21 protein-coding genes and 1 pseudogene are annotated in these 23,011 nt (G+C 69.9%); 9 read left to right on the forward strand and 13 right to left on the reverse strand.

What is annotated here, in order from left to right:
• Positions 1-67 precede the first annotated feature (67 nt).
• Together ACPWT1_RS20530 and ACPWT1_RS20535 are read right to left on the reverse strand one after the other, a co-directional pair.
• Positions 68-1,438, reverse strand: a complete 1,371-nt coding sequence (locus ACPWT1_RS20530) for an MmgE/PrpD family protein (protein WP_427912979.1) — start codon at positions 1,436-1,438, stop codon at positions 68-70.
• A gap of 150 nt (positions 1,439-1,588) precedes the next feature.
• Positions 1,589-2,557, reverse strand: a complete 969-nt coding sequence (locus ACPWT1_RS20535) for a Bug family tripartite tricarboxylate transporter substrate binding protein (RefSeq protein WP_427912980.1) — start codon at positions 2,555-2,557, stop codon at positions 1,589-1,591.
• Between the two features lie 115 nt (positions 2,558-2,672).
• Between ACPWT1_RS20535 and ACPWT1_RS20540 the strand changes: the two genes are divergently transcribed.
• Positions 2,673-3,596: a LysR family transcriptional regulator gene (locus tag ACPWT1_RS20540; protein ID WP_427912981.1), complete on the forward strand. Its 924-nt coding sequence runs from the start codon at positions 2,673-2,675 to the stop codon at positions 3,594-3,596.
• Positions 3,597-3,653: 57 nt separating this feature from the next.
• Here ACPWT1_RS20540 and ACPWT1_RS20545 read toward each other — a convergent pair whose 3' ends face one another.
• The 6 genes and pseudogenes from ACPWT1_RS20545 to ACPWT1_RS20570 all read right to left on the reverse strand — a co-directional run.
• Positions 3,654-4,226, reverse strand: coding sequence for a hypothetical protein (locus ACPWT1_RS20545; RefSeq protein WP_427912982.1), 573 nt, complete (start codon positions 4,224-4,226; stop codon positions 3,654-3,656).
• A 281-nt stretch (positions 4,227-4,507) separates the two neighbouring features.
• Complete coding sequence (locus ACPWT1_RS20550; RefSeq protein ID WP_427912983.1) at positions 4,508-5,476, reverse strand: Bug family tripartite tricarboxylate transporter substrate binding protein; 969 nt, start codon at positions 5,474-5,476, stop codon at positions 4,508-4,510.
• 32 nt (positions 5,477-5,508) lie between these two features.
• Positions 5,509-6,492, reverse strand: coding sequence for a zinc-binding dehydrogenase (locus ACPWT1_RS20555; protein ID WP_427912984.1), 984 nt, complete (start codon positions 6,490-6,492; stop codon positions 5,509-5,511).
• A 12-nt stretch (positions 6,493-6,504) separates the two neighbouring features.
• The gene (locus tag ACPWT1_RS20560) at positions 6,505-7,314 is read right to left on the reverse strand and encodes an enoyl-CoA hydratase (RefSeq protein ID WP_427912985.1); all 810 of its coding nucleotides are present in this window, start codon (positions 7,312-7,314) and stop codon (positions 6,505-6,507) included.
• A complete protein-coding gene (locus ACPWT1_RS20565; RefSeq protein ID WP_427912986.1) occupies positions 7,314-8,504 on the reverse strand; it encodes a CaiB/BaiF CoA transferase family protein in 1,191 nt (396 codons plus the stop codon). The genes ACPWT1_RS20560 and ACPWT1_RS20565 overlap by 1 nt, the downstream gene beginning before the upstream one ends.
• Before the next feature lie 314 nt (positions 8,505-8,818).
• Positions 8,819-8,995 (reverse strand): annotated as a pseudogene (locus ACPWT1_RS20570) (DUF2917 domain-containing protein); the annotation flags it as partial.
• Between the two features lie 69 nt (positions 8,996-9,064).
• On the opposite strand from ACPWT1_RS20570, the gene ACPWT1_RS20575 reads away from it, so the two are divergent.
• From ACPWT1_RS20575 to ACPWT1_RS20585, 3 genes are all read left to right on the forward strand, one after another.
• Positions 9,065-10,075, forward strand: coding sequence for a LysR substrate-binding domain-containing protein (locus tag ACPWT1_RS20575; RefSeq protein ID WP_427912987.1), 1,011 nt, complete (start codon positions 9,065-9,067; stop codon positions 10,073-10,075).
• Complete coding sequence (locus tag ACPWT1_RS20580) at positions 10,075-10,476, forward strand: SRPBCC family protein (protein ID WP_427912988.1); 402 nt, start codon at positions 10,075-10,077, stop codon at positions 10,474-10,476. The genes ACPWT1_RS20575 and ACPWT1_RS20580 overlap by 1 nt, the downstream gene beginning before the upstream one ends.
• Before the next feature lie 159 nt (positions 10,477-10,635).
• Positions 10,636-11,661, forward strand: coding sequence for a hypothetical protein (locus ACPWT1_RS20585; RefSeq protein WP_427912989.1), 1,026 nt, complete (start codon positions 10,636-10,638; stop codon positions 11,659-11,661).
• Positions 11,662-11,801: 140 nt separating this feature from the next.
• Here the strand turns inward: ACPWT1_RS20585 and ACPWT1_RS20590 are convergent, their stop codons facing one another.
• Positions 11,802-12,776 (reverse strand): Bug family tripartite tricarboxylate transporter substrate binding protein, encoded by a 975-nt coding sequence (locus ACPWT1_RS20590; RefSeq protein WP_427912990.1) that lies wholly within the window; start codon positions 12,774-12,776, stop codon positions 11,802-11,804.
• A 154-nt stretch (positions 12,777-12,930) separates the two neighbouring features.
• On the opposite strand from ACPWT1_RS20590, the gene ACPWT1_RS20595 reads away from it, so the two are divergent.
• From ACPWT1_RS20595 to ACPWT1_RS20610, 4 genes are all read left to right on the forward strand, one after another.
• Entirely contained in the window at positions 12,931-14,676 is a 1,746-nt protein-coding gene (locus ACPWT1_RS20595) for a carboxylesterase/lipase family protein (RefSeq protein WP_427912991.1), read from the forward strand.
• A 235-nt stretch (positions 14,677-14,911) separates the two neighbouring features.
• A complete protein-coding gene (locus ACPWT1_RS20600; RefSeq protein WP_427912992.1) occupies positions 14,912-15,295 on the forward strand; it encodes a hypothetical protein in 384 nt (127 codons plus the stop codon).
• 72 nt (positions 15,296-15,367) lie between these two features.
• Positions 15,368-18,226, forward strand: coding sequence for a PAS domain-containing hybrid sensor histidine kinase/response regulator (locus tag ACPWT1_RS20605; RefSeq protein WP_427912993.1), 2,859 nt, complete (start codon positions 15,368-15,370; stop codon positions 18,224-18,226).
• 121 nt (positions 18,227-18,347) lie between these two features.
• Entirely contained in the window at positions 18,348-19,067 is a 720-nt protein-coding gene (locus ACPWT1_RS20610) for a response regulator (protein WP_427912994.1), read from the forward strand.
• Here ACPWT1_RS20610 and ACPWT1_RS20615 read toward each other — a convergent pair.
• Complete coding sequence (locus ACPWT1_RS20615; protein WP_427912995.1) at positions 19,060-19,863, reverse strand: fumarylacetoacetate hydrolase family protein; 804 nt, start codon at positions 19,861-19,863, stop codon at positions 19,060-19,062. The two genes, ACPWT1_RS20610 and ACPWT1_RS20615, sit on opposite strands and share 8 nt — an antisense overlap.
• A complete protein-coding gene (locus ACPWT1_RS20620) occupies positions 19,860-20,507 on the reverse strand; it encodes a fumarylacetoacetate hydrolase family protein (RefSeq protein ID WP_427912996.1) in 648 nt (215 codons plus the stop codon). The genes ACPWT1_RS20615 and ACPWT1_RS20620 overlap by 4 nt, the downstream gene beginning before the upstream one ends.
• 119 nt (positions 20,508-20,626) lie before the next feature.
• On the opposite strand from ACPWT1_RS20620, the gene ACPWT1_RS20625 reads away from it, so the two are divergent.
• Positions 20,627-21,472, forward strand: a complete 846-nt coding sequence (locus tag ACPWT1_RS20625) for an endonuclease/exonuclease/phosphatase family protein (protein ID WP_427912997.1) — start codon at positions 20,627-20,629, stop codon at positions 21,470-21,472.
• A 3-nt stretch (positions 21,473-21,475) separates the two neighbouring features.
• Here the strand turns inward: ACPWT1_RS20625 and ACPWT1_RS20630 are convergent, their stop codons facing one another.
• Positions 21,476-22,501 (reverse strand): pirin family protein, encoded by a 1,026-nt coding sequence (locus ACPWT1_RS20630; RefSeq protein WP_427912998.1) that lies wholly within the window; start codon positions 22,499-22,501, stop codon positions 21,476-21,478.
• A 186-nt stretch (positions 22,502-22,687) separates the two neighbouring features.
• Positions 22,688-23,002, reverse strand: coding sequence for a BON domain-containing protein (locus ACPWT1_RS20635; protein ID WP_427912999.1), 315 nt, complete (start codon positions 23,000-23,002; stop codon positions 22,688-22,690).
• Positions 23,003-23,011: the final 9 nt, after the last annotated feature.

The raw sequence follows: 23,011 nt of genomic DNA on the forward strand, positions 1-23,011 counted from the left end.
AATCATGTGGACTTTCCTTTTGCGTCATTCGCGCGCTTTCGCGTCTGTCGCGTTCGGCTGTCCGCCTTCAGGCGGCGCAGAGCTTCACGAGCGCACGCACGTCCGGCGCGGTGCCCAGCTTCCAGCACGCCTGCCCGATCGCCTTCGCGCGTTCGGCGCCGAGCACGGGCTCGACCAGTTGCGTGAACTTGCCATCGAGCTGGGCGTCCGACAGCGGGCGCTGCAGCGAGCCGATGGCGTGGTCCACGCGCACGTGGACGCGGCGGCCGTCGGTGAGGATCGCGGTGACGTCGGCGGCGGCTTCGTCGATGCTGTCGTCCACCGTGGCCTGCACCTTGCGGCGCAACGCCACGACGTCTGGGCGCGTCACGATGGCGTCTTCGAACTCGTCTTCGCCGGCGCGGCCGAACAGGAGGCCCGCCGCGCAGCCGTGGTACACGCTGAACTTGCCCTGCAGGCCGTCCTGCGGCTCCTTCTTGCCGGTGAGTTCCAGCACCAGCGAGTGCACGCGCAGCTCGATGCGCTCGACCTGCTCGGCGCGGATGCCCTGCTCGCGCAGCTGCACGCAGGCATCGATGCTGGGATGGATCACAATGCCGCAGGCGAACGGCTTGTAGGTGTTGAACGAGATCTCGAAGCGCTCGCCGAGTTCGTCCGTCACCTCGTTCCAGGCCCGCTTGTCCGAGACCACCTGCACGAAGCCGCGTGGCGCCTCCAATGCGCGCGGGCTGGACGTGAAGCCGTGCATGGCCAGCAGCGCCGAGGTGAGCCCCGCCCGCGCCGCGCCGCCCGGATGGAACGGCTTGGTCATGGTGCCGAACTGCTCGCGCAGGCCAACCGGCTGCGACGCCGCGATGCCCAGTGCCATCTGCGTCTTCTTCTCGTCCAGCTTCAGCAGCCGCGCGCAGGCGGCGGCCGCGCCCAGCATGCCGGTCGAGCCCGTGATGTGCCAGCCGCGGTCGTAGTGGTCGGGGTACATCGTGTTGCCGATGCGGCAGGCCACGTCGATGCCCAGGACGAGCGCATCGAGCACGTCACGACCCGACGACCCTCGCGTTTCCGCGAGGGCGAGCACGGCCGATGCCACCGGCCCGGCCGGATGGATGATGGTCTTGAGGTGGGTGTCGTCGAAGTCGAACGTGTGCGAGGTGATGCCGTTCACCAGCGCGGCGCTGGCCATGTCCACGCGTTCCTTGCGGCCCAGCACGGTGGCCTGCGGCGCCGGCTGCAGCATTGCGACCGCGGCGAGCGCGGCATCCGCCGCCTCGTGCCGCGCGGCGCCGATGGCGCAGCCCAGCCAGTTGTAGAAGGTGCGATGCGCCTCGTGGTCCACCGCATCGCTCCACCCGCGCGATGGATGGTTGGCGACGAAGCGCGCGAGGATCTGGGTGATGGCAGGCGCCGAGGTGTCGGCGGCCACATGGGTGTTGCGGGCCATGGGATCAGTTGGGAAGTGAAATCAGGAATTCGGACAGCCGAACGCGAAAGGCGCGAAAGAGGGCGAAAGACGCAAATGGAAATTCATGAGGGAGTTCTTTTGCGTCTTTCGCGATGATTTCGCGTCTTTCGCGTTCCTCTCCTGCCTTGACTATTCGTCCAGGTGGATGTTCCGCGCCTGGACCACCTTGGTCCAGCGCGCGATCTCGGACTTGATGTAGTCGCCGAACTCCGTCGGCGTCATCGGCCAGGGCTCCACGGCCTCGCTGGCCAGCTTCTCGCGCAGGTCGGGCGCCTTCAGCACCGCGACCTGCGTTTCGTTCAGGCGCTTGACCACGTCGGCCGGCAGTCCCGCGGGCCCGACCGAGCCATACCACTGCATTGCATCGAAGCCCTTCAGGCCGGCTTCGTCCAGCGTGGGCACGTCCTTGATCTGCGGATTGCGCTGCTTGCCGGTGACGGCCAGCGCGCGCATGCGGCCCGAGCGCAGGTGCGGCAGCGCCGCGGCCAGGCCGGGGAACATCGCCTGCGTCTGCCCGCCCAGCACGTCGTTGATCGCCGGCGCGATGCCGCGGTAGGGCACGTGCGTCATCTCCGTGCCGGTCTCGATCTTGAACAGCTCCATGGTCAGGTGCGTGAGCGAGCCCTGCCCCGCCGAGCCGTAGTTGACCTTGCCAGGGTTCTTCTTCACGTAGTCGACGAACTCGGCCACGGTCTTCACGGGCAGCGAACTGGTGACGGCCAGCACGTTGGGCGTGGCGCCGATCATGCCGATCGGCGTGAAGTCCTTGACCGCGTCGTACGGCACCTTGCGCGTGGCCGGGTTGGTGCCGTGCGTGGCGACGTAGCCCTGCATCAGCGTGTAGCCATCCGGTGCGGAATGGGCCGTGGTCTGGCTGGCCAGCACCCCGCCGCCGCCGCCGAGGTTCTCGATCACGAACGGCTGGCCAAGCGCCGAGCCCCATCGCTCGCCGACGACGCGCGCAATCATGTCGTTGCCGCCGCCCGCCGCGACGGGAACGATGTAGCGGATCGGCTTGGTGGGGAACGACTGCGCGAAGGCGAGTCGCGGCAGGACGATGGCGGCCGAGGCGGCCTGCAGGAGGTGGCGGCGTTGCATGGCTTGTCTCCGGTGTGTTCTTGGCTGGCGAGCGCATCGTGCGCGCGGGGCCGCCTGCTGTAAATTGCAACTTTCTGAGGTTTTGTTGCATGCCCTGCATCAGTGGTCCCCTGCCGTGCTGAAGCCCTCCCTGGCCGACCTGCGCGCCTTCGTCACCGTCGGCGAACTCCAGAGCTTCGCTGGCGCCGCGAAGGCCCTGCACCTGTCGCAACCCGCGTTGTCGCGGCGCATTTCGCACCTCGAGGAGCTGCTGGGCGTGCGTCTCTTCGACCGCACCACGCGCAGCGTCGAGCTCACGCTGCTGGGCCGCCGCTTCCTGGCGCAGGTGCAGGGCCTGGTCGACGATCTCGACCGCTCGGTGCTGAGCCTGCGCGATGCGGCGCTGCTGGAAGCCGGCGACGTCACCATCGGCTGCGTGTTCTCGGCCGTGCACCACTTCCTGCCGCCGGTGATCCGCTCGTTCCGCCAGCAGCATCCGCACGTGCTGGTGCGCATCATCGAGGAAGGGGCCGACGAGGTGCTGGCCAGCGTGAAGGAAGGCGAGGCCGACTTCGCGCTCAACTACATCGGCATGCAGGACACCGACGTGGAGTTCGCGCCGCTGCTGAAGGAACCGTACGTGCTCGCGTGCGCCGCCGACCATCCGCTCGCGCGGCGTCGCTCGGTGCGGTGGGCGGAACTGGCCGCGCATCCGCTGGCGCGCGTCTCCCATGCGAGCCGCAACCGCCTGTTCATCGACCAGGCGCTGATCGACCTGCCGCCCCTGCCCCGCCCCGTGTGCGAGGTGCGCCATGTGTCGACGCTGATCGGCATGGTGGAGAACGGCCTGGGCCTGGCGGTCGTGCCGCAGCTCACGCTGCCGCGTGACACCTCCAGCGTGGTGGGCGTGCGACTGGACGACCCGCCGGTGACGCGCACGATCGGCCTGATCCGACGCACGGGCCGCAGCCTTTCGCCTGCGGCCGAAGCCTTCGTCGCATTGCTGATGCGGGCCAGCCAGGACAGCGCCGCTCCGGCGCGACGCAAGCGGCGCGCGTGAGGCGTCGCCGCGCGGTGAGCGCAGCTTCGGCGGTTCAGTCCCCGATCCGCAGGTCCATCACGTCAGGCCCAGGCCCGCAAACGAGCTGAGGTGCCCGCTGCCCTTGAGAGGTGGCGGGGTGACTGCAATGGCGGCGATGTCGTCTCCTTCATACTCGGTCTGCAGCATGCAGGCAGCGAGGATCCGGGAGACGCCGCCCAATGCCTGGAAGGTCGACGGTGACATGCGGAAGGTTCCGGCGGGGGCCAGGTCGCACGCGGAGATCGCCTGTTCGACGACGTCGCCGGCGAGGATGTTCATCATGCGGCCGGAGCACTGGACACGGGCCATCGCGCACGCTCCCGTCGCCATTCCCACGTGCAGGCGAACGCCAGCGGAGAGTTCCCGCAATTCCATGGCGAGCATGAACGCGTCATCGGGTTCGTGGACGAGGACGAGAACCTCGGTGGCTGGGCAGACATCGACATGCCCGCCCAGCGAGCGAGCCAGGAAAGTCACGTCGGCCTGCAGATTCGGGTACTGGCCCCAGGACGGACACTGGATGCACAGCGCCGTGCCCTCGAGCCTCTCCACGTGAGGAGGCTCGTTGCAGGCTTGCGCCATGATCTCCCGCCAGTCCGACATCGTCATGTGACGGAGGACTCGTGCGGAGAGGAGCTCCAGGAGCTCGGCTTGGGGGTGCCCGTGGAATCCGGTGTCTTGCATGCTCACATCCGTCTTGTGGCCTGGTTGCCGGACTTTAGAAGCTCGGCAATCGTCAGGACAGATGCTCTTGCGTGTAGACCGGTGCGGGCGTCTTCTTAATCGCGGACGGAATGCCTTAAGCCATTGGACTGACTACTGCAACCTCGGTCGTCATTCCCGCGAAGGCGGGAATCCAGGCTTCCGCTTTCACCGCCCCTCCTGGCCCCTCACTCCACCTTCACCTTCGCGGACTTCACCAGGTTCACCCAGAACTTGCCGTCCTCGACCAGGAATTCGGCGAACTTCTCCGGCGACGCCGACAGCGACACCTCGGTGCCTTCGCGCGCCAGCGCCGCCTTCACGTTCGGTGACTGCATCGCCGCCGTCGCGGCCTCGAACAGCTTCTTCACGATCCCGGGCGGCGTGCCCGCCGGCACGAACACGCCGTACCAGAACTCCAGGTTGTAGTCGGGCACGCCGGCCTCGCGCATGCCGGGCACGTCGGGCACCAGCGGCGAGCGCTCGCGCGTGCTCACGGCCAGCACGCGCAGGCGGCCGCCGTTGGCCATCGGCAGCACCGTCGGCGAGGTGCCGAACGTCACCTGCGTGTCGCCGGCCATCACGGACTGGATCGCCAGCGAGCCGCCCTTGTACGGCACGTGCGTCATCTGCGCGCCGGTCAGCTGCGTGAACAGCGCCGCGCCCAGGTGCGGCGCCGAGCCGTTGCCCGAGGTCGAGTAGTTCAGCTTCTCCGGGTCCTTCTTCGCCGCCGCGATCAGCTCCTTCACCGACGTGATGCCGGTGTTGGGATTGACCGCCAGCACCAGCGGCGACGTCGTGATCTTCGTGACGGGCAGCAGGTCCCTGGGCGAATAGCCGATCTTCGGGTTCAGTGCCGGGTTGACCGAGATGCTGCTCGGGCTGGCGATCAGCACCGTGTAGCCGTCCGGCGCCGCCTTGGCGACGATGTCGGCCGCGATGCTGGAGCCGTTGCCCGGCTTGTTGTCGACGACCACCGGCTGGCCGAGCGCCTTGCCGAACGGCTCGCTCATGGCGCGAGCCACGGAATCGGCGGCCCCGCCAGGCGCGAAGCCGATCACCAGCCGGATCGGCTTGCTCGGGTAGGCCTGCGCGGCGGCGAGGCTGCAAGTGCCAGCCAACATGGCCGCGAGGGCGAAGTGCGCGATCGTCTTCATGCGTTGTCTCCTTGTGGGTCGTCGGTCCGCTCTCAGGCGGACTGCGGGATGCGCAGGATGATCTTGCCGACATGGCTGCCGGCCTCCATGCGGGCCTTGGCCTGCGGCAACTCGGCGAGCTCCATCACGCGGTCGACCTGCGTGCGGATGCGGCCCGCCGCGATGTGCGGCATGACCTCGGCGACGAACCGCGGCACCGCGGCCGAGCGTTGCTGCTTCGTGCGCAGCTTGTTCGACACGCCGAACAGCGTCAGCCGCCTGGCATGCTGCGTCTCGAGGTCCAGGTCCGCATGCAGCACGCCGTCGACATAGCCGACCGTGGCCATGCGGCCCTCGAACGCCATGCAGCGGATGTTCTCGGCGAACACGGAGCCGCCGACGGCGTTGATCACCAGGTCGGCGCCTTTGCCGCCAGTGGCTTCCAGCACGCGTGCCGCAAAATCCGGCTCGCGCGTCGCGATGCCGACATCCAGCCCGAGCGGCTTCAATGCATCGAGCTTCTCCTGCGACCCCGAGGTGCCGATCACCTTCGCGCCCAGCGCCTTGCCCAGCTGCAGCGCGGCCACGCCGACGCCGGAGGAGACCGCATTCACCAGCAGCCACTCGCCGGCCTTCAGCCGCCCCTGCAGCACCAGCATGTCGAAGCCGACCAGGAAGGTCATCGGGATGCCGGCCGCCTCTTCCCAGGCAAGTCCATCCGGGACGTGCATCGATTCGGCCTGGTCGACGAGTGCGTATTGCGAGAACGCGCCGGGGCAGCGCCCCATCACGCGATCACCGGCCTTGAAGCCCGACACGTCCGGCCATGCGGCCTCGACGATCCCAGCGCCTTCACCACCGGCGGCCTTCCACGCGCCGGCCTTGGTCAGGCCATGGCCCGGGACGAACTCCCCGCGATTCAAGGCCGCTGCCTGCATCCGCACCAGCAGCTGCCCGGGACCGGGCGCCGGCACCGGCACATCGCGCAGCTCCAGCGTGGTGCCGGCGTCGTCCATGCGCATGAACCAGGACTGCATCGCCCTCCCCTTTCAGCGGCCCGTGAACACGGGCTTGCGCTTCTGCATGAAGGCCGTGCGGCCCTCGGTGTAGTCGGCGCTCTCGAAGCAGCCGCGGATCAGGCGCTGGCACAGGTCGCGATCGAGATCCGGCGACGGCTTGAGGATCTCGCGCGTGATCGCCTTGCCGGTCTGGATGGTCAGCGGCGCGTTGTCGGCCATGGCGGCCGTGTATTCGCCCAGCAGCGCCTGCAGCCCTTCGGGCGGAGCGAAGCGCGAGATCAGGCCGATGGCCTTGGCTTCGGCGGCGTCGATGCGGCGCGCGGTGAAGAACAGGTCCTTGGCCATGCCGGGGCCGACCAGGTCCACCAGGTTCTTCATCGCCGAATAGCGGTAGCCCAGGCCCAGGCGCGCGGCGGGAATCGCGAACACCGAATCGCTGCTGGCGATGCGGATGTCGCAGCTGATCGCCACGTTGACGCCGCCGCCGATGCAGTAGCCCTGGATGCACGAGAGCGTGGGCTTGGGAAAGTCGTGGATGCCCATGAGCGTGGTCTCGGCCATCTGCTCGTAGTGGGCGACCGCCGCCCTGGCGGCACGCATGTCCTCGAACTGCGAGATGTCGGCGCCGGAGACGAACGACTTGCCGCCCTCGCCGGAGAACACCACCAGCCGCACGCGATCGTCGGCCTCCGCGAGCTTGAGCAGCGGCGGAACCGCTTCCCACATGTCGACCGACAGCGCGTTGTGCTTCGCCGGATTGTTGAAGCGGATGTGGAGGGTCGCGCCCTCGAGCCACGTCTTCACGCGCTCGCTGGTCGACACGTAGTCGGGATGTGCCATCAATAGACTCCGTTGGCTTTCATGCGGGCCAGGTCGCCGGGCGCGTAGCCCAGTTCGGCCAGGATTTCCTCGGTGTGCTCGCCGCGGCGCGGCGTCGAGCGGGCGATGGTGCTGGGCGTGCGGGTCAGCTGCATCGGCTGGCCCACCAGCTTCTGCAGCCCGTGGTGCGGCGACACCACCTCCTTGAGCATGCCCAGGTGCTGCACCTGCGGCTCCTCGAACACGCCGGGCATGTCGTTGATCAGGCCGCAGGCGACGCCGCCTTCGTTGAACTCGCGCACCCAGTGCGCGCGGTCGTGCGTGGCCAGGCGCTTGTTGATCTCGGCATTGAGCGCGTCGCGGTTCACCGAGCGCGAGGCCTTGTCGTGGTAACGCTGGTCGGTGATCCACTCGGGCGCGCCGAGGATCTGGCAGAAGCGCTCCCAGATCTTGGAGCCGAACACCGCGATGTTCATGTAGCCGTCGCGCGCCTTGTAGACGCCGGTCGGGATGCTGGTCGGGTGGAAGTTGCCGGCCTGCTTCGGGATCTCGCCGTCGATGGTCCAGCGCGCGGTCTGGAAATCCATCATGTAGACCATCGCCTCCAGCAGCGAGGTGTGCACCCATTGCCCGCGGCCCGACGCGTCGCGCTCCAGAAGCGCGACCAGGATGCCCTGCGCCGCGAAGATGCCCGCGCACAGGTCGGCGATGGCGATGCCGACGCGCGTGGGGCCGTGCTCGGGCTGGCCGGTCACCGACATCAGCCCGCCCATGCCCTGCGCGATCTGGTCGAAGCCGGGACGCTGCGCGTACGGGCCGGTCTGGCCGTAGCCGGAGATGCTGGCGAACACGAGCCGCGGGTTGTCCTTCGCCAGCGTCTCGTAGTCGATGCCCAGGCGGAACTTCACGTCGGGCCGGAAGTTCTCGACGACGACGTCGGCGCTGCCGATCAGCCGCTTGAGCGTCGCGATGCCTTCGGCTTCCTTCAGGTTCAGCGTGATCGAGCGCTTGTTGCGGTGCGTGTACTGGTAGTCGGAGCCGTCCTGCCCGCCCAGCGTGTCGTCGCCACGCATGTGCTCGGGCATCTGCACCTGCACCACGTCGGCGCCCCAGTCGGCCAGCTGGCGGCAGCAGGTCGGGCCGGCACGCACCTGCGTGAGGTCGATGACACGGAAGCGCTGCAGGGCAGCCGAGGCGGGCATGTGGGGCATGGGCGGGTGGTGCAGGAGGTGTCGATGCGGAGCCACGTCGTTGGCCAGCGGCCGCGCTCCGACAGGGCCGCCGCATCGTGCAGCAAGCCGCGATGGATGTGAATTGCGACTTTCACAGCCACTGATGCACCTCGTGCATCAGTGGCCGGCGCGGCCAGGCCGCGATTCCCGCCCAAGCCGACGCGAGCTCCTGCTGGAGCCTCAGGCGAATGCCGTCTCCGCCCGTCCGCGCATCGGCGCCGGCTTGCGCTCGCGGCCGGCGCCGGGCTGAGCTCGAGCACCGAGTCGTCGAACGCATAGGCCAGCACACGGCGGCCGGCCTCCAGCCGCACGCGCTCGCCCTGCCCGAGCACCAGGTCTCGGGGGTCGTTGTCAAGCGTCAGCCAGAGCGTGCCGGCGCCGCACGCGACGTCGAGCGGGCGGTCGGGCGGCAGCTCCAGCAGGCTGTGCCGCAGCATCGCGAAGCGGCCGGTGTGCGTGAGGGCGGTCATGGCGTTCTCCTATGCAGGACGCGAATGACTATAGTGAGGGCTCCTGTAGCTGACGAATGGTGAATGCGCATGGCACGCATGCAGCAGGCGAATGCGAAACCGGCGCCCCCTGCAGGTTCGCCGGGTGCGAAACTGGCTTCCGATGAAGCGCGGCTGCCTCGCTCGCGCCAGCTGCGGCTGGACCTGCTGCACACGTTCGAGGCGGCTGCGCGCCACCTGAGCTTCACGTCCGCGGGTGCCGAGCTCGCGTTGTCGCAACCCGCCGTCAGCCGCCAGATCCAGCAGCTCGAAAGCTCGCTCGGCGCATCGCTCTTCGAGCGGCAGCACCGCGCGCTGGTGCTCACCGAAGCCGGGCGGGTGATGCAACGGGCCGTCGACGACAGCCTCGAGCGCCTGCGCGATGCGGCCGCACGCGTGCGCCACACGGCGGCGGCGCGGCAGGTGGCCATCACCTGCACGCCCGGCTTCGCGGCGTTCTGGCTGATCCCGCGCCTGCCCCGCTTCACCACGGAACATCCGCAGGTGGACGTGCGCATCTCCGCCACCCTGGCGCTCGTCGATCTCGAGCGCGGCAACGTCGACCTGGCCGTCCGCTTCGTGCCGGTGGCCGACGGCGTCGGCCCGCAGCTGTTCGAGGAAGCGGTGCAGCCGATGTGCGCGCCTTCGCTGCTGCGCGACAAGGCGCGGCCGCTCGCGTCGCCGGCCGACCTGGCGCACCACCGCCTGCTCACGGTGGACATGCACGGCGAACCCTCCACCGTCGACTGGGAACCGTGGCTGCGCCTCATGGGCCTGGACGCGGTGCGCATGGCGCACACCATGCGCTTCACCCAGTACGGCGAAGCGGTGGCCGCCGCGGTGGCGGGCCAGGGCGTCGTCATCGGCCGCCTGCCGCTGCTGGCCGACCTGGTGCGCACGCGCAAGCTCGTCGCGCCGTTCCGCAGTCCGGCCGCGTCGCAACGCGGCTACTTCCTCACCCTGGCGCCACAGGCGCAGCACAACCCGGACGCGCAGGCGTTCGTGCGCTGGCTGCAGTCGGAAGCCGAGCAGGCACTCGGCACTCACCCAAGGAGAACGTGATGGCCACCTTGCGCAAGCAGATCGATGTCGCGGCATCGCCGGCCGCCGCATGGGACACAGTGCGGGATTTCGGCGCGCTGCACACCCGGCTGGTGCCGGGCTTCGTGAAGGCGTGCGTGGTCGACCAGGACGGCGCCGTCCGCCTGGTCACCTTCGCCAACGGGCTGCAGGTGCGCGAGCGCCTCGTGACCTGCGACGACGCCGCCCGGCGCTTCGTCTACACCACCGAGGGCGGCCGCACGACGCACTACAACGGCGTGGTCGAAGTCGTGGCAGGCACGGGCGGCGGCAGCCGGCTGGTGTGGACCGTGGACCTGCTGCCCGACACGCTCGCGCCGGCGGTCGACGGCATGATGGAGGCCGGCGCGAAGGCGATGGCCGCGGCTCTGCGCGCAGGGTGATGGCGCAGTGAGCCTGCCCGTCGGCGGCTCCCGCTCAGTCGCCGGTCAGGCCGGGCGCTCTGGGCGCTCGCACTCGATGTCGCCTTCGGCTGACAGCGGCGGCCCGCCTGGCCGGGCACCTTGCGAGGCGGCAGTTCCGCCACCTCCACCTCGCCCGACATGCTCGCCCGCTCGCTCGAATGGGTGCTCGGATTCGTCCTCGCCTGGCTCACGTTGCGCGACGTGTTCGACACCGTGGTCGTCCCCGGGCGCGTGCGCGGCCTGCTGAAGCTGTCGCGCCGGCTGGTGTTCCTCTTCCTGCCCGTGTGGAAGCGGCTGCGCCGCGGCAGCATCGGCCTGACTTTCGCGCCGGCGGTGCTGGTGGGCGCTTTCGCGCTCTGGATGCTGCTGCTCACCACGGGGTTCGCGCTGATGATGCATGCGATGCGCGGCCACTTCACGCCGCAGCTCGCCGGCTTCGGCACCGCGCTCTACGTGGCGGGCAGCGCGCTGGCCACCATCGGGCTCGGCAATTCGGAAGCGCACGGCGCGGGCGCGGTGGTCGTGGTTGCCGCGGGCTTCTGCGGCCTGGCCGTGGTGACGATGGGCGTGACGTACCTGCTGGAGGTGCAGGGCAACGTCGGCCAGCGCGACGTTGGCGTGCTCAAGATCACGACCACCGCCGGCCAGCCGCCCTCGGCCATCGTGCTGTGCGAGCGCTATGCCGCGCTCGGCTGCCACGAGGAACTCGGCACGCTGCTGCGCGAGGGGCGGCACTGGTGCGCCGCCATCCTCCAGAGCCACGCGACGCATCCCTCGCTGATCTACTTCCGCAGCGCCGGCACGGCCGCGGGCTGGCCTTCGGCGCTGGGCACGCTGATGGACCTGGCGCTCATCGCCGAGATGCTGCTGGACCTGCCCGCGTTGCGAGGTGCCGCGGTCCTGGCGCGAGAGGAGGCGGACCGCCTCGGGCGCAACATGACCGGACTGCTGGCGTTGCCCTCCTCGCCGGGCGAGGTCGACGCCGGCGAACTCGAGGCGCTGCGTTCGCGCCTGGTCGCTGCGGGCTACCAGCTGCGCGCCGATGCGGACTGGGGACGGTTCGCAGCGGCACGGCGCGACAACGTCGCCGCCATCGACGCACTGGCGGAGCACCTGGGCACGGCGAAGGTTCCGCTGGCACGGGAAGTGTCATCCCAGGCTTGACCCGGGGTGGCCCCGGGTGTCATCCCGGGCTTGACCCGGGATCCAGTGACAGTGCCCGTTCAAGCGCCCGGCTGGATTGCGGGTCGAGCCCGCAATGACACCAGAGAACGCGCCGCCTGCCGCTCGCCCCGGTCACCCCATCAATCCTGCTTGATGTTCGCCGTCCTGATCACGCGCGCCCACTTCTCGACTTCGCTCTTCTGGAACGCCGCCAGCTCCGACGGCGTCATGCCCGAAGGCTCGACGCCCTGCGCGACCAGCTTGTCGCGCACGTCCGGATCCTTGATGGCCTTGATCAATTCGGCCGACAGCCTGTCGACCACGGGGCGCGGCACGCCGGCCGGCGCGAAGATCGCCTGCCACGACACGATGCTGAAGCCCGGCAGGCTCTCGGCCAGCGCGGGCACTTCGGGCAGCAGCGAGGCGCGCTGCTCGGACGTGACCCCCAATGCCCGCAGCTTGCCGGCCCTGATGTGCGGCAGCGCGGGCGCGAGGTTCTCGAACACGAGGTCGGCGCCCTGCCCCGAGAGCAGCGCGTTGATCGATTCCGCGCTGCTCTTGTACGGCACGTGCACCATCTTCCCGCCGGTCATCTGCTCGAAGAACACGGCCGAGAGATGCTGCGAGGTGCCGGTGCCCGACGACGCATAGTTGATCGTGCCCGGCTTGCCCTTGGCCGCATTCACCACGTCCTGCACCGAGCGATAAGGACTGTCGGCCCGCACCACCAGCACGTTGGGCATGGAGCCGATCATCGTGATCGGCTGGAAGTTGCGGATCGGGTCGTAGGGCAGCTTGCTGTAAAGGCTGGCGTTGATCGCGTGCGAGCTGATCGTCCCGCCCTGGATGGTGTAGCCGTCCGGCGGCGACTTGGCCGTGAGGTCCGACCCGTTGGAGCCGCCTGCTCCCGGCTTGTTCTCGATGATGAAGGTGGCGCCCAGCCCGGGGCCGGCCTTCTGCGTCACCAGGCGCGCCAGGATGTCGGTGGTGCCACCCGCGCCGAACGGCACGATGTACGTGATGGGCTTGGACGGATACCTGTCCTGCGCCTGCACGGAAGCGCTGGCGACGGCCGACGCGAGCAACGCGACGGCAAGGACGATGCGACGGTTCATGGGCTGTCTCCTTGTGGCCGGCATCTTGTCGTCGCCCGCGGCGCCCGCAAACCGGGTTGACCCGTGGTCCCTGCCAGGGGTCGCGGGTTTCTCCGAAGGCGCGCGGCGCGGCCCGCCCGTACCGTCCGACACCTCGCCACCTGGAGACAAGAACATGGTCCCTATCCTTCGCCTGGCGGCCTGCCTGGCCTTGTCAGTTCCCCTGCTCGCGGCGGCCGGGCCGCAGGACGCCAAGACCGAACGGCAGACGCAGTTCGGCCCCATCGTCGGCAGCGACGAGACCAGCACCAACGGCACGTACTCGTGGAAGGGCGTGCCGTTCGCCGCGCCGCCCGTCGGCAACCTGCGGTGGGCGCCGCCCGTGGACCCGGTCGCCTGGACCACGACGAAGGAAACGAAGACGTTCGGCAATGCCTGCGTGCAGTACGGCCGCATCTACGGCCCCGGCGCCAACAACCGCTTCGACGCGACGATCGGCACCACGCTGAACCAGGCCGTCGGCAACGAGGACTGCCTCTACCTCAACATCTGGCGTCCCTCGAACCAGCGCACGGAACTGCCCGTGATCGTGTTCGTGCACGGCGGCAGCAACGTCTCCGGCTACACGGCCGATCCGGTGTACGACGGCGCGGCACTGGCCAAGACGGCGCAGGCCGTGGTCGTCACGGTGAACTACCGCCTGGGCATCTTCGGCTTCCTGAACCAGCCGTTCCTCAAGACCGGCGATCCCGCCAACGACTCCGGCAACTTCGCGCTGCTGGACATCATCAAGGGCCTGGAGTTCGTGCAGCAGAACGCCAGGGAGTTCGGCGGCAATCCGAACAGCGTGACGCTCATGGGGCAGTCGGCCGGCGCAATCAACGTGTGGGCGCTGATCGCGTCGCCACTGGTGCAGCAGCACCAGCCGCAGCTGTTCCACCGGCTCGCGCCCATGAGCGGCGGCATGTCGATGGCCACCGACCTGCCCGCCGGCAGCATCCCCACGCTGAGTCCCGAGAGCACCTATGCGCTGCAAGGCAACGCGCTCCTGCAGCAGCAGCTGATCGCGGCCGGCAAGGCCACCGACGTCGCATCCGCGAACACCTGGATCGCGGCCAACGGCGCCGCGCAGGCGGCCACCTTCCTTCGCAGCCAGACGCCATCCAGCCTGCTGAACACGCTGCTGTTCCGCCTCGCGGCGCTCGGCCTGGCCGGCTCCGGCCCGATCCCCGACGGCTACGTGCTTTCCTCCGGGCCGGTCAACGCGATCAAGGCCGGCAACTACCTGCACGTGCCCGTCCTCGCGAGCAACACGCGCGACGAAGGCAAGCTGTTCCCCTCGTTCCTGCCGCTGGTGGGAGGCTCCGGCAACGCGCGCAAGGTCACCGACGCGCAGCTGTTCGACATCCAGTTCCACACCGATCCCGAGCATGCGCAGACCACCACGCTGCAGGACTGGATCACGGCCAGCTACCTGCCCGTGGATGCGCCCGTCACCGGCTTCACCGCGCGGGCCGACCTGCTGAACCGCGTGTTCTTCCTGCGCAGCCGCGACAACATCATGGACGCGCTGAAGACCCGCCAGCAGGACGTCTGGTACTACCGTTTCGACTGGGACGAGGAGCCGGCGCCCTGGAACGACATCTACGGCGCCGCGCACCTCTATGACCTGCCGTTCATCTTCGGCACCTTCGGTCCTTCGGTGTTCGGCAACGTGAGCTTCGACAAGGCCAACGCGCCGGGCCGCATCGAGCTGTCGAAGGCGATGATGCGCAGCCTGTCCGCCTTCGCGCGCAACGGCGACCCGAATGCGCCGGACGCCCTGGGCGTGAACTGGCCCACCTGGCCCGGCGCCCTGGTCTACGACGCGACCAGGACGGAAAAGGCCATCAGCACCCGGCCGAACATCAAGCTCGAGTAGGCGGGGCGGAGCGTGGAACGGCCGCCGGCACGCGGGTGCCGGCGGCCGTTTCCTTTCCTGCACGCGTTGCACGGCCGGGCTCTCGTCCGGCGACAACCGCGATACAAACCCGCGCCGCACTGAAACAGCGCGAATACCTCCGCCGCCCAGACTGCCTCCATCCACACGGGGCAGGCGGCGCCAAGAGCGAAGGCCGCAGGCCCACGAACTCCACCTTCGCTCACCGGAGATTCGCATGACCTCTCGTTTCGCCTCCAATCTCGCCTTCGCAGGGACCGTCCTGGCCGCCTCCTTCGCTTCCGCCCTGATGGCCGGCGGCGTGCGAGCCGAGACGTACCCGACGGAGATCCGCGATTTCGCCGGCACGCGCAGCCGCGCCGAGGTCCAGGCCGAGGTCACGGGGGACCGCAGCCTGCAGGCGGCGTCGAACGAACTGTCGACCCAGGGCCAGGTCCAGCCGATGCAGTCGGGCTACACCCGCGCCGAGGCCCGCGCCGGCTACATCGCTTCGCGTGACGAGGTCCGGGCCCTCAACGGCGAGGACAGCGGCTCGGCCTGGATGGCCCATGCGCCGATGAGCCACCGGGCCACGCAGATGGCGGCGGCGCAGCAGCAGTGAGGGCCGGGCACCACCGCCTCGCAGTTCACCACGTCGAGCCACATGGGCGCGCACGCTCCTAGACTGGCCGCCATGAGCAGCCTGCCGGCGCGGCGTCGTCCGGTGCCCAGGGACGGCACCGACGACACGCTGCGCGCCGTCGCGCTGGCGGTCTCGGCCTCGCGCGGCGGGTCCGCCTTCGACGACCTGGTGCGCCTGCTCGCCACCATCCTGCGCGTCGACGTCGCGTTCATCGCGCGCCGCGACGACGCAGCACCGGATCGCATGCGCATGCTGGCCATGTGCTGCGACGGCCACGTGATGCAGGACATCCCGTATCCGCTGGCGGGCTCGCCCTGCGAGACGGTCATCGGCCAGCGGTTCCGGCTCTATGCCTCCGGCGTGCGCGAGCAGTTCCCGGACGACCGCGAGATCCGCGATCTCGGCGTCGAGAGCTATGCCGGGCATCCGCTGGTGGATGCGCAGGGCGCGGCGATCGGCATCGTGGCGGTCGCCTCCCGCGGGCCGCTCGCGCAGGTCGGCCGGGTCAAGGCCACGCTGAAGATCTTCGCGGTGCGTGCCTCCGCCGAACTGGAACGGCTGCAGGCCAGCGAAACCCAGAACCGGGCGCTGGAGGACCTGCGCCAGCGCGAGGAGCAGTACCGCGCCATCTTCGAGAGCGCCGTCGACGGCCTGTACCTCTGGGACGAACACCTGCGCATCGTCGACGTCAATCCGGCGGGACTGGCGCTGTACGGCTATGCACGCGACGAGATCATCGGCCAGACCTACCCCGACACCATGCCGTCCGGGTACGTGCGTGAGCGGCGCGAGATGCTGCTCGGCGCGCTGGCGGGCCACACCACGCACATGGAAACCACGGTGCTGCGACCGAACGGCACCAGCTTCGACGCCGACCTGCGCGTGCTGCCCTTCATGCATCGCGGTCGCCCGCATGCGCTGGCGGTGCTGCGCGACATCGGCGAGCGCCGCGAGCGCGAGCGCGACCTGCAGCGCAGCGAGGCGCAGTACCGCGCCATCTTCAACGCCTCGCTCGATTCGCTGGTGCTGCGCGACGCCGCGTTCCGCATCGTGGACGTCAACGCCACGTACGAGGCGATGACGGGCTACACGCGCGCGGAAGTGCTGGGCCTGGACCGCGTGATGGCCAATCCACCCGAGGTCAGCGCCACCATCCGTTCACTCCACGAACAGGCGCTCGCCGGCGCGACCGTGCACCTGGAAACCCAGCTGGTGCGCCGCGACGGGCAGCGCTTCGAGCTCGAGCTGCGCGGCGTGCCGATCCTCCACCGCGGCCAGCCGCACGTGCTGTACGTCGGGCGGGACATCACCGAGTCGCGGCGGGCCGAGCGCGCGCTGCGCGACACCGAGGAGCAGTACCGCGCAATCTTCAATGCCTCGGCCGATGCGCTCGTGCTGCGCGATGCCGACTACCGCGCGGTCGAGGTGAATCCGGCCTACACGCTGCAAAGCGGCTACACGCGCGAGGAGGTGCTGGCCGCCGGCCACGTGCTCACGCAGGCCGATCCCGGGCTGCGGGCCAGGCACCGGCTGGAGCACGAGCGCGCGCTGCGCGGCCGCGAGCTGCGGTTCGAGGCCACGGCCACGCGCAAGGACGGCTCGCGGCGCCAGGTCGAGGTGCGCGGCACGCCGATGACATACCGCGGGCGGCCGCACGTGCTGTACGCCGTGCGCGACATCACCGAGCGCACGGCGGCCGAGCAGCGCCGCGCCGAGCTCGAACGGCAGCTGCGCCAGGCGCAGAAGATGGAAGCGATCGGCCAGCTCACCGGCGGGCTCGCGCACGACTTCAACAACATCCTCACCAGCGTGCTCGGCTACATCGGGATGGCGCAGGAAGGTCCGTCCGCCACGGCGGATCCGGTGCTCGCCCGCCAGCTGGCGCAGGCCCGGCTCGCGGCCGACCGTGCGCGCGAGCACGTCGCGCAGCTGCTGGCGTTCTCGCGGCCGCACCGTGGCGAGCGGCGGCTGCTGGCCCCGCCGACGGTGGCAGCGGACGTGCTCGCGCTGCTGCGGCCCAACCTGCCGTCGTCCATTGCCGTGGACTGGGAGCCCGATGCGGACCAGCTGCAGGCCGTGCCGCCCGTGCTGGCCGATCCGGTGCAGTTCGAGCAGGTGCTGCTGAACCTGTGCCTGAACGCGCGCGATGCGATCGCCGAGCACGGCACCATCCGCCTGCGCGTCGCCCAGGGCGTGGCGGTCGGGCACTGCGCGTCGTGCAGCGCCTGGCTGCAGGGCCACCGCTGGGTCGGGTTCGAAGTGGCCGACGACGGCCGCGGCATGGGGCCCGACATCCTCGACCGCATGTTCGAGCCGTTCTTCACCACCAAGGACGTGGGACACGGCACCGGCATGGGCCTGGCGATGGTGCACGGCATCGTGCACGACCACGGCGGCCACATCCAGGTCAGCTCCACGCCGGGGAAGGGATCGTCGTTCCGCGTGCTCCTGCCGCCGGCGGCCCACGACCACCCGCCGGTGAGCGAAGGCGACGCCGCCGCGGCGGCAGTGCGCCCACCTCCGCTGGCCGGCCGCGTGCTGCTGGTCGAGGACGAGGCCATCGTGAGCAACTTCATGCACGACCTGCTGCGCACCTGGGGGCTGCAGGTGGTGCTCGAGCGCGATCCGACGTCGGCCGCGCACCGGCTGGCGCAACCGGCGCAGCCGTTCGACCTGCTGCTGACCGACCAGACCATGCCCGGCATGACCGGCCTGGCACTTGCGCGCCATGCAACGCAGCATCGGCCGGGCCTCCCGGTGCTGCTGTACACCGGCAATGCCGCCGAGATCAGCGCCGAGGACCTGTCGGCGTGCGGTGTCACCGCGCTGCTGCGCAAGCCGATCGAGGGCGCGGCGCTGCGGCCGCTGCTGGCCGAGTTGCTCGGGCGCCATGCCAGCGCTGCGGCCTGAGGCGGTTTCGCTCACCGACGCTCACGAAAGAAATGCAAGCGGTGGCACGGCCGGCTGCAGCAACCGCGTGCGGCACGTGGACTCGCACCACCGCAGGACCTGCGGCGACAGAATGCCTCGCATGAACGCGCACCCCCGCATCCTGGTGGTCGACGACGATCCGTCGGTGCGGTCCATGCTGCGCGAGTACCTGCAAGGCCATGGCTTCGACATCGCCGAGGCCGGCAACGGCGCGCAGATGCGCGAGGAGATCGGGCGCCAGCCGCCGGCGGCCGTGCTGCTGGACATCCGGCTGCCCGGCGAGGATGGCCTGGTGCTGGCGCGCTACCTGCGCGAGCACCACGACGTGGCCGTGATCATGGTGACGGCGTCCGGGGACGTCGTCGATCGCATCGTCGGCCTGGAGCTGGGCGCCGACGACTACATCGCCAAGCCGTTCGACCTGCGCGAACTGCTGGCGCGCCTCAGGAGCGTGCTGCGGCGGCACCAGGGCCCCGCGCCGCAAGCTGGTGCCAGCGCGCCGACGTCGACCCGCAAGCCGTTCGGACGCTGCGAGGTGGACCTCGATGCGCGCCGCATGTTCGACGCGGGCGGCGCCGAAGTGGCGCTGACGGCGATGGAATACGAGCTGCTCGCCGCCTTCCTGGCCAACCCGAACCGCGTGCTCACGCGCGACCAGCTGCTGCTGAAGACGCGCAACCGCGAGTGGGAGCCGTTCGACCGCTCGATCGACATCCGCATCGGCCGCCTGCGCCGCAAGATCGAGCCCGAGCCCGACGGCGACCCCCGCTGCATCCGCACCGTGCGCAACGCGGGCTACATGTTCGTGCCGCTCAAGTAGCGTCGCGCGGCGCGGGGGTCCAGTCGTCGATGATCGTGTTCACCAGCCGCCCGACGCCCTCGACCTCGCACACCACCTCGTCGCCCGGCCGCACGTCGACCGATCCCTTGGGCGTGCCGGTGAGGATCACGTCGCCGGGGCTGATGGTCATGAGGCCGCTCAGGTATTCGATGAGCGACGCGACGTCGTGGACCATGTCGGCCGTCGTGCCTTCCTGCACGAGCTTGCCGTTGACGTGCGTGGTGAGGCGCAGCCGTTGCGGATCGGCGATGGCCGATGCCGGCACGAGCCACGGCCCGAGCGCGGTGCCGCCATCGCGGTTCTTCACCCGCAGGTTGGGCCGGTAGTACGGCTCGAGGAAGTTGCGGATCGCGTAGTCGTTGGCCACCGTGTAGCCCAGCACGTACTGCAGTGCCTGGTCGCGCGGGACGTTGCGGCCCTCGCGGCCGATCACCACGGCCAGCTCGCACTCGTAGTGCATGAACTCGGCGTCGTGCGGACGGCGCGTGAGCCCGCGATGCCCGACCACCGCATTCGCCGCCTTGAGGAACACCACCGGCTCGCTGCGCTGCGCGGTGAGGAACGCGGCCTGGTCTTTCGACGACTTGGCCGCCAGCTCGCTCGCATGGTCCGCGTAGTTCAGCGCCAGCGTGAAGATGGTGCGCGGCTCGAAGGGCGACAGCCACTGCACCTCGGTCTCGGCGACCACGCGGCCGTCGGCGAGCCGCACGCGGCCATCGACGGATGGCGTGCAGCCATGCACCGCGCCGCCGAACACGACACGTCCCTGCTTCATGCCGATGCTCCTTCCGCGCGCACGGTGTTCTCCAGGCGGCCCACGCCCTCGATCTCGACCGAGACGCGATCGCCGGCACGCGCCAGCGGCATGTCCTCGGGCACGCCCACCAGCAGGATGTCGCCCGGCTCCAGCGTCATGAACTCGGTCACCTCGGCCAGCAGTCGCGACACCGGGCGAATCAGCTCGCGCGTGTTGCGCGTGGCCTTCAGCTCGCCGTTGACGTAGGCACGGATCTCCAGCGCGCCGGGGTCGCGAACGCGAGCCGCTTCCACCTGCTCGCCGATCGGGCAGAACGAGTCGCGGCACTTCTGCCTGATCGGCGGCCGCAGCACCTTGCTGTGCGGCACCGTCACGTCGTTCACCGGCACGTAGCCGGCGACGAAGCGCAGCGCCTCCGCTTCGGTGAGGCGCGAGGCGGGCGCGCCAATCACGACCCCGAGCGTCGCACCGACCTCGACCTCGCTCACGCCAGCCGGCAGGACGATGGCGTCACCGGGGCCGCGGAAGGTGTTCACCGGCTTGAGGTACAGCACCGCATGCCGCGGCGGCCTGAAATGCGGGTCCTGGTGCATGGCCGGCTCCATCGCCTTCCAGGCGCCCTGGAAGTTGAGCAGGCAACCGACGACGGTCCTGGGTCTCATGAATGGTCTGGTGTCCGAACGACAGTCGCCGATTGTCGCGCGAGCGGGAACGGCGGCTTCCTACAGCAGGCGCGGCGGGTGGTCTCCTACAGTCAATCCTTGCTCGCGGGAGATGTGCCATGCGCCTGCTGACCTGGAACACGCAGTGGTGCTGCGGGCTCGACGGCGAGGTGAGTCCGCTGCGCATCGTGAGCGTCGCGCGCGAACTGGCCGACTTCGACGTGCTGTGCCTGCAGGAGATCGCGATCAACTACCCAGGGTTGCGCGGCAACGCCGGCCATGACCAGCCCGAACTCTTCGCCGACCTGCTGCACGGCTACGACGTCGTGTTCGGCCCGGCGGTGGACGAGTGGGATGCGCAGGGCGCACGCAGCCAGTTCGGCAACCTCATCGCTACGCGGCTGCCGATCCTGCAGGTGCGTCACCTCAGCCTGCCCTACCCCGCCGATCCCGGCGTCGAGAGCATGCCGCGCCTGTGCACCGCGGTCACCGTGCGCGATCCGGTGCTCGGGCCGGTGCGCGTGATGACGACGCACCTGGAGTTCTATTCACGCCGCCAGCGGCTGGCGCAGGCCCAGGCGCTGCGCGAGCTGCACCAGGAGGCCTGCGCACACGCGGCCGGGCCGCCCAAGCCGCTGCACGATGGCTCGGCGTTCGGGCCCAAGCCGCACACGGCGCAGGCTGTGCTGTGCGGCGACTTCAACCTGGCACCGGACACGCCCGAGTACGCAGAGATCACGCGAGCGGGCGAGCATGGCCGCTGGTGGGACAGCTGGCGTCTGCTGCGCGGCGACGCGCCGCATCCGCCGACCTTCGCGCTGTTCGATCGCACCTACGAGCCGAAGCCGCTGAGCTTCGATTTCGTCTTCGTGAGCGATGCGCTCAAGGACAAGGTGCGCAGCATCGCGGTGGATGGCACGACGAAGGCGTCGGACCACCAGCCGGTGGCCGTGGAGATCGGCTAGCGCTCAGCCGCGCTCTTCGACGCGCCCGTCCGGATAGCGGGCGAACCGCTTCGGCTGGTCACCATGAACCGGTGCCGCGTCGGCGAACTGCCAGCCACCGAATTCGGTCTGCCGGTAGTCCTGCATGGCCTGCATGATCTCCTGCTGCGTGTTCATCACGAACGGGCCGTACTGCGCCACGGGCTCGGCGATCGGGCGGCCCTGCAGCAGCAGGAACTCGCACACCGTCTCGCCGGCCGCGATGGCCACGTCGGCATCGGCCCGCACGCGGACCGCGGCCGGACCCTGCACCCGCTCGCCGCCGACCAGCGCGGCGTCGCCCTTGAACAGGTACAGCGTGCGCTGGGTGCCCTGGCCGTGCGCGCGCGGCAGCGTCCAGGCGGCGCCCGGCGCCATCCGCACGGTCCAGATCGCGACGTCGGCCTCGGCCTGGGCGGCCCACGAGTCGGGCGGCGGCGCCAGCGGTGCGATGTCGCCGAGCGCGCCGGCGATCACCGCGACGGCGACTTCGCGGCCTTCCGCGTCCTTCAGCACGCGCCGGGGCAGCTGCTCGTTCCAGAACATCGTGAAGTGCGGCTCGACCATCTTGCTGCGCCGGGGGAGGTTGAGCCAGATCTGGAACAGCTCCAGCGGGTTGTCGGCCTCCGACTTCAGCAGCGGGAACATCTCGGAATGCACGATGCCGCGTCCGGCCGTGACCCACTGCACGTCGCCGGCGCCGAAGCGCGCGGTGGCGCCGAGCGAGTCGCTGTGGTCGATGAGGCCCTGGCGGACGATGGTCACCGTCTCGAAGCCGCGGTGCGGATGCGCGGGGAAGCCCGGCACCGTCTCGCCGTGGTACATGCTCCAGCCGTCCTTGCGGCTGAAGTCCTGGCCGATCGCGCGGCCGGACAGCGACGCCTCCGGGCCCATGCGGCCGTTGCCGCGCGGGTAGGCGTCGTCGTGGTAGGCGCAGAACAGGAACGGGTCGGACGTTTCCCAGGGAAAGCCGAGCGGGCGGACGGAGAGGACGGGCGAGGACGTGGACATGCGGGCTTCCGAAAGAAGGAAGATGCTGCCACGCACGCCGCTTTCAAGCGACCCAAACGCTGTGTCGTCCCGCGGAGGCGGGAACCCACGGCTTCCTGCTGGCCTCGGGGCCGGGGATGGACGCCTTGGATTCCCGCCCCCGCCTGCGCGGGGGCAGGCTCTTCGCGGGAATGACAAACCTCTTCCTCAGCCGGTGACGACCAGGTTGTTGTCGACCGACTTCACGCCTTCGATCTTGCGGGCCATGGCCTCGACCTTCTGGCGCAGCGACAGGCTCTTGACCTCGCCGCGCAGGCGCACGTTGCCCTGCGTCGTGTCGACGTTGATCTTCAGCGCGCTCAGTTCGGGATCGGCCGCGATGGCGGCCTTCAGCTTGGTGCCGATCGTGGCGTCGTCGACGGCCTGGCCCGCGGTGCGCGTCGGGCCGCCGGGGGCGCCCGGCATGTTGGAGCAGGCGGCCAGCGCGGCGGCGGTCATCAGGGCGAAGAGCAGCTTGGTCATCGGGATCTC

Origin of the sequence: Ramlibacter sp. MMS24-I3-19, from assembly GCF_050320135.1 — a bacterium.
Taxonomy (GTDB): domain Bacteria; phylum Pseudomonadota; class Gammaproteobacteria; order Burkholderiales; family Burkholderiaceae_C; genus Ramlibacter.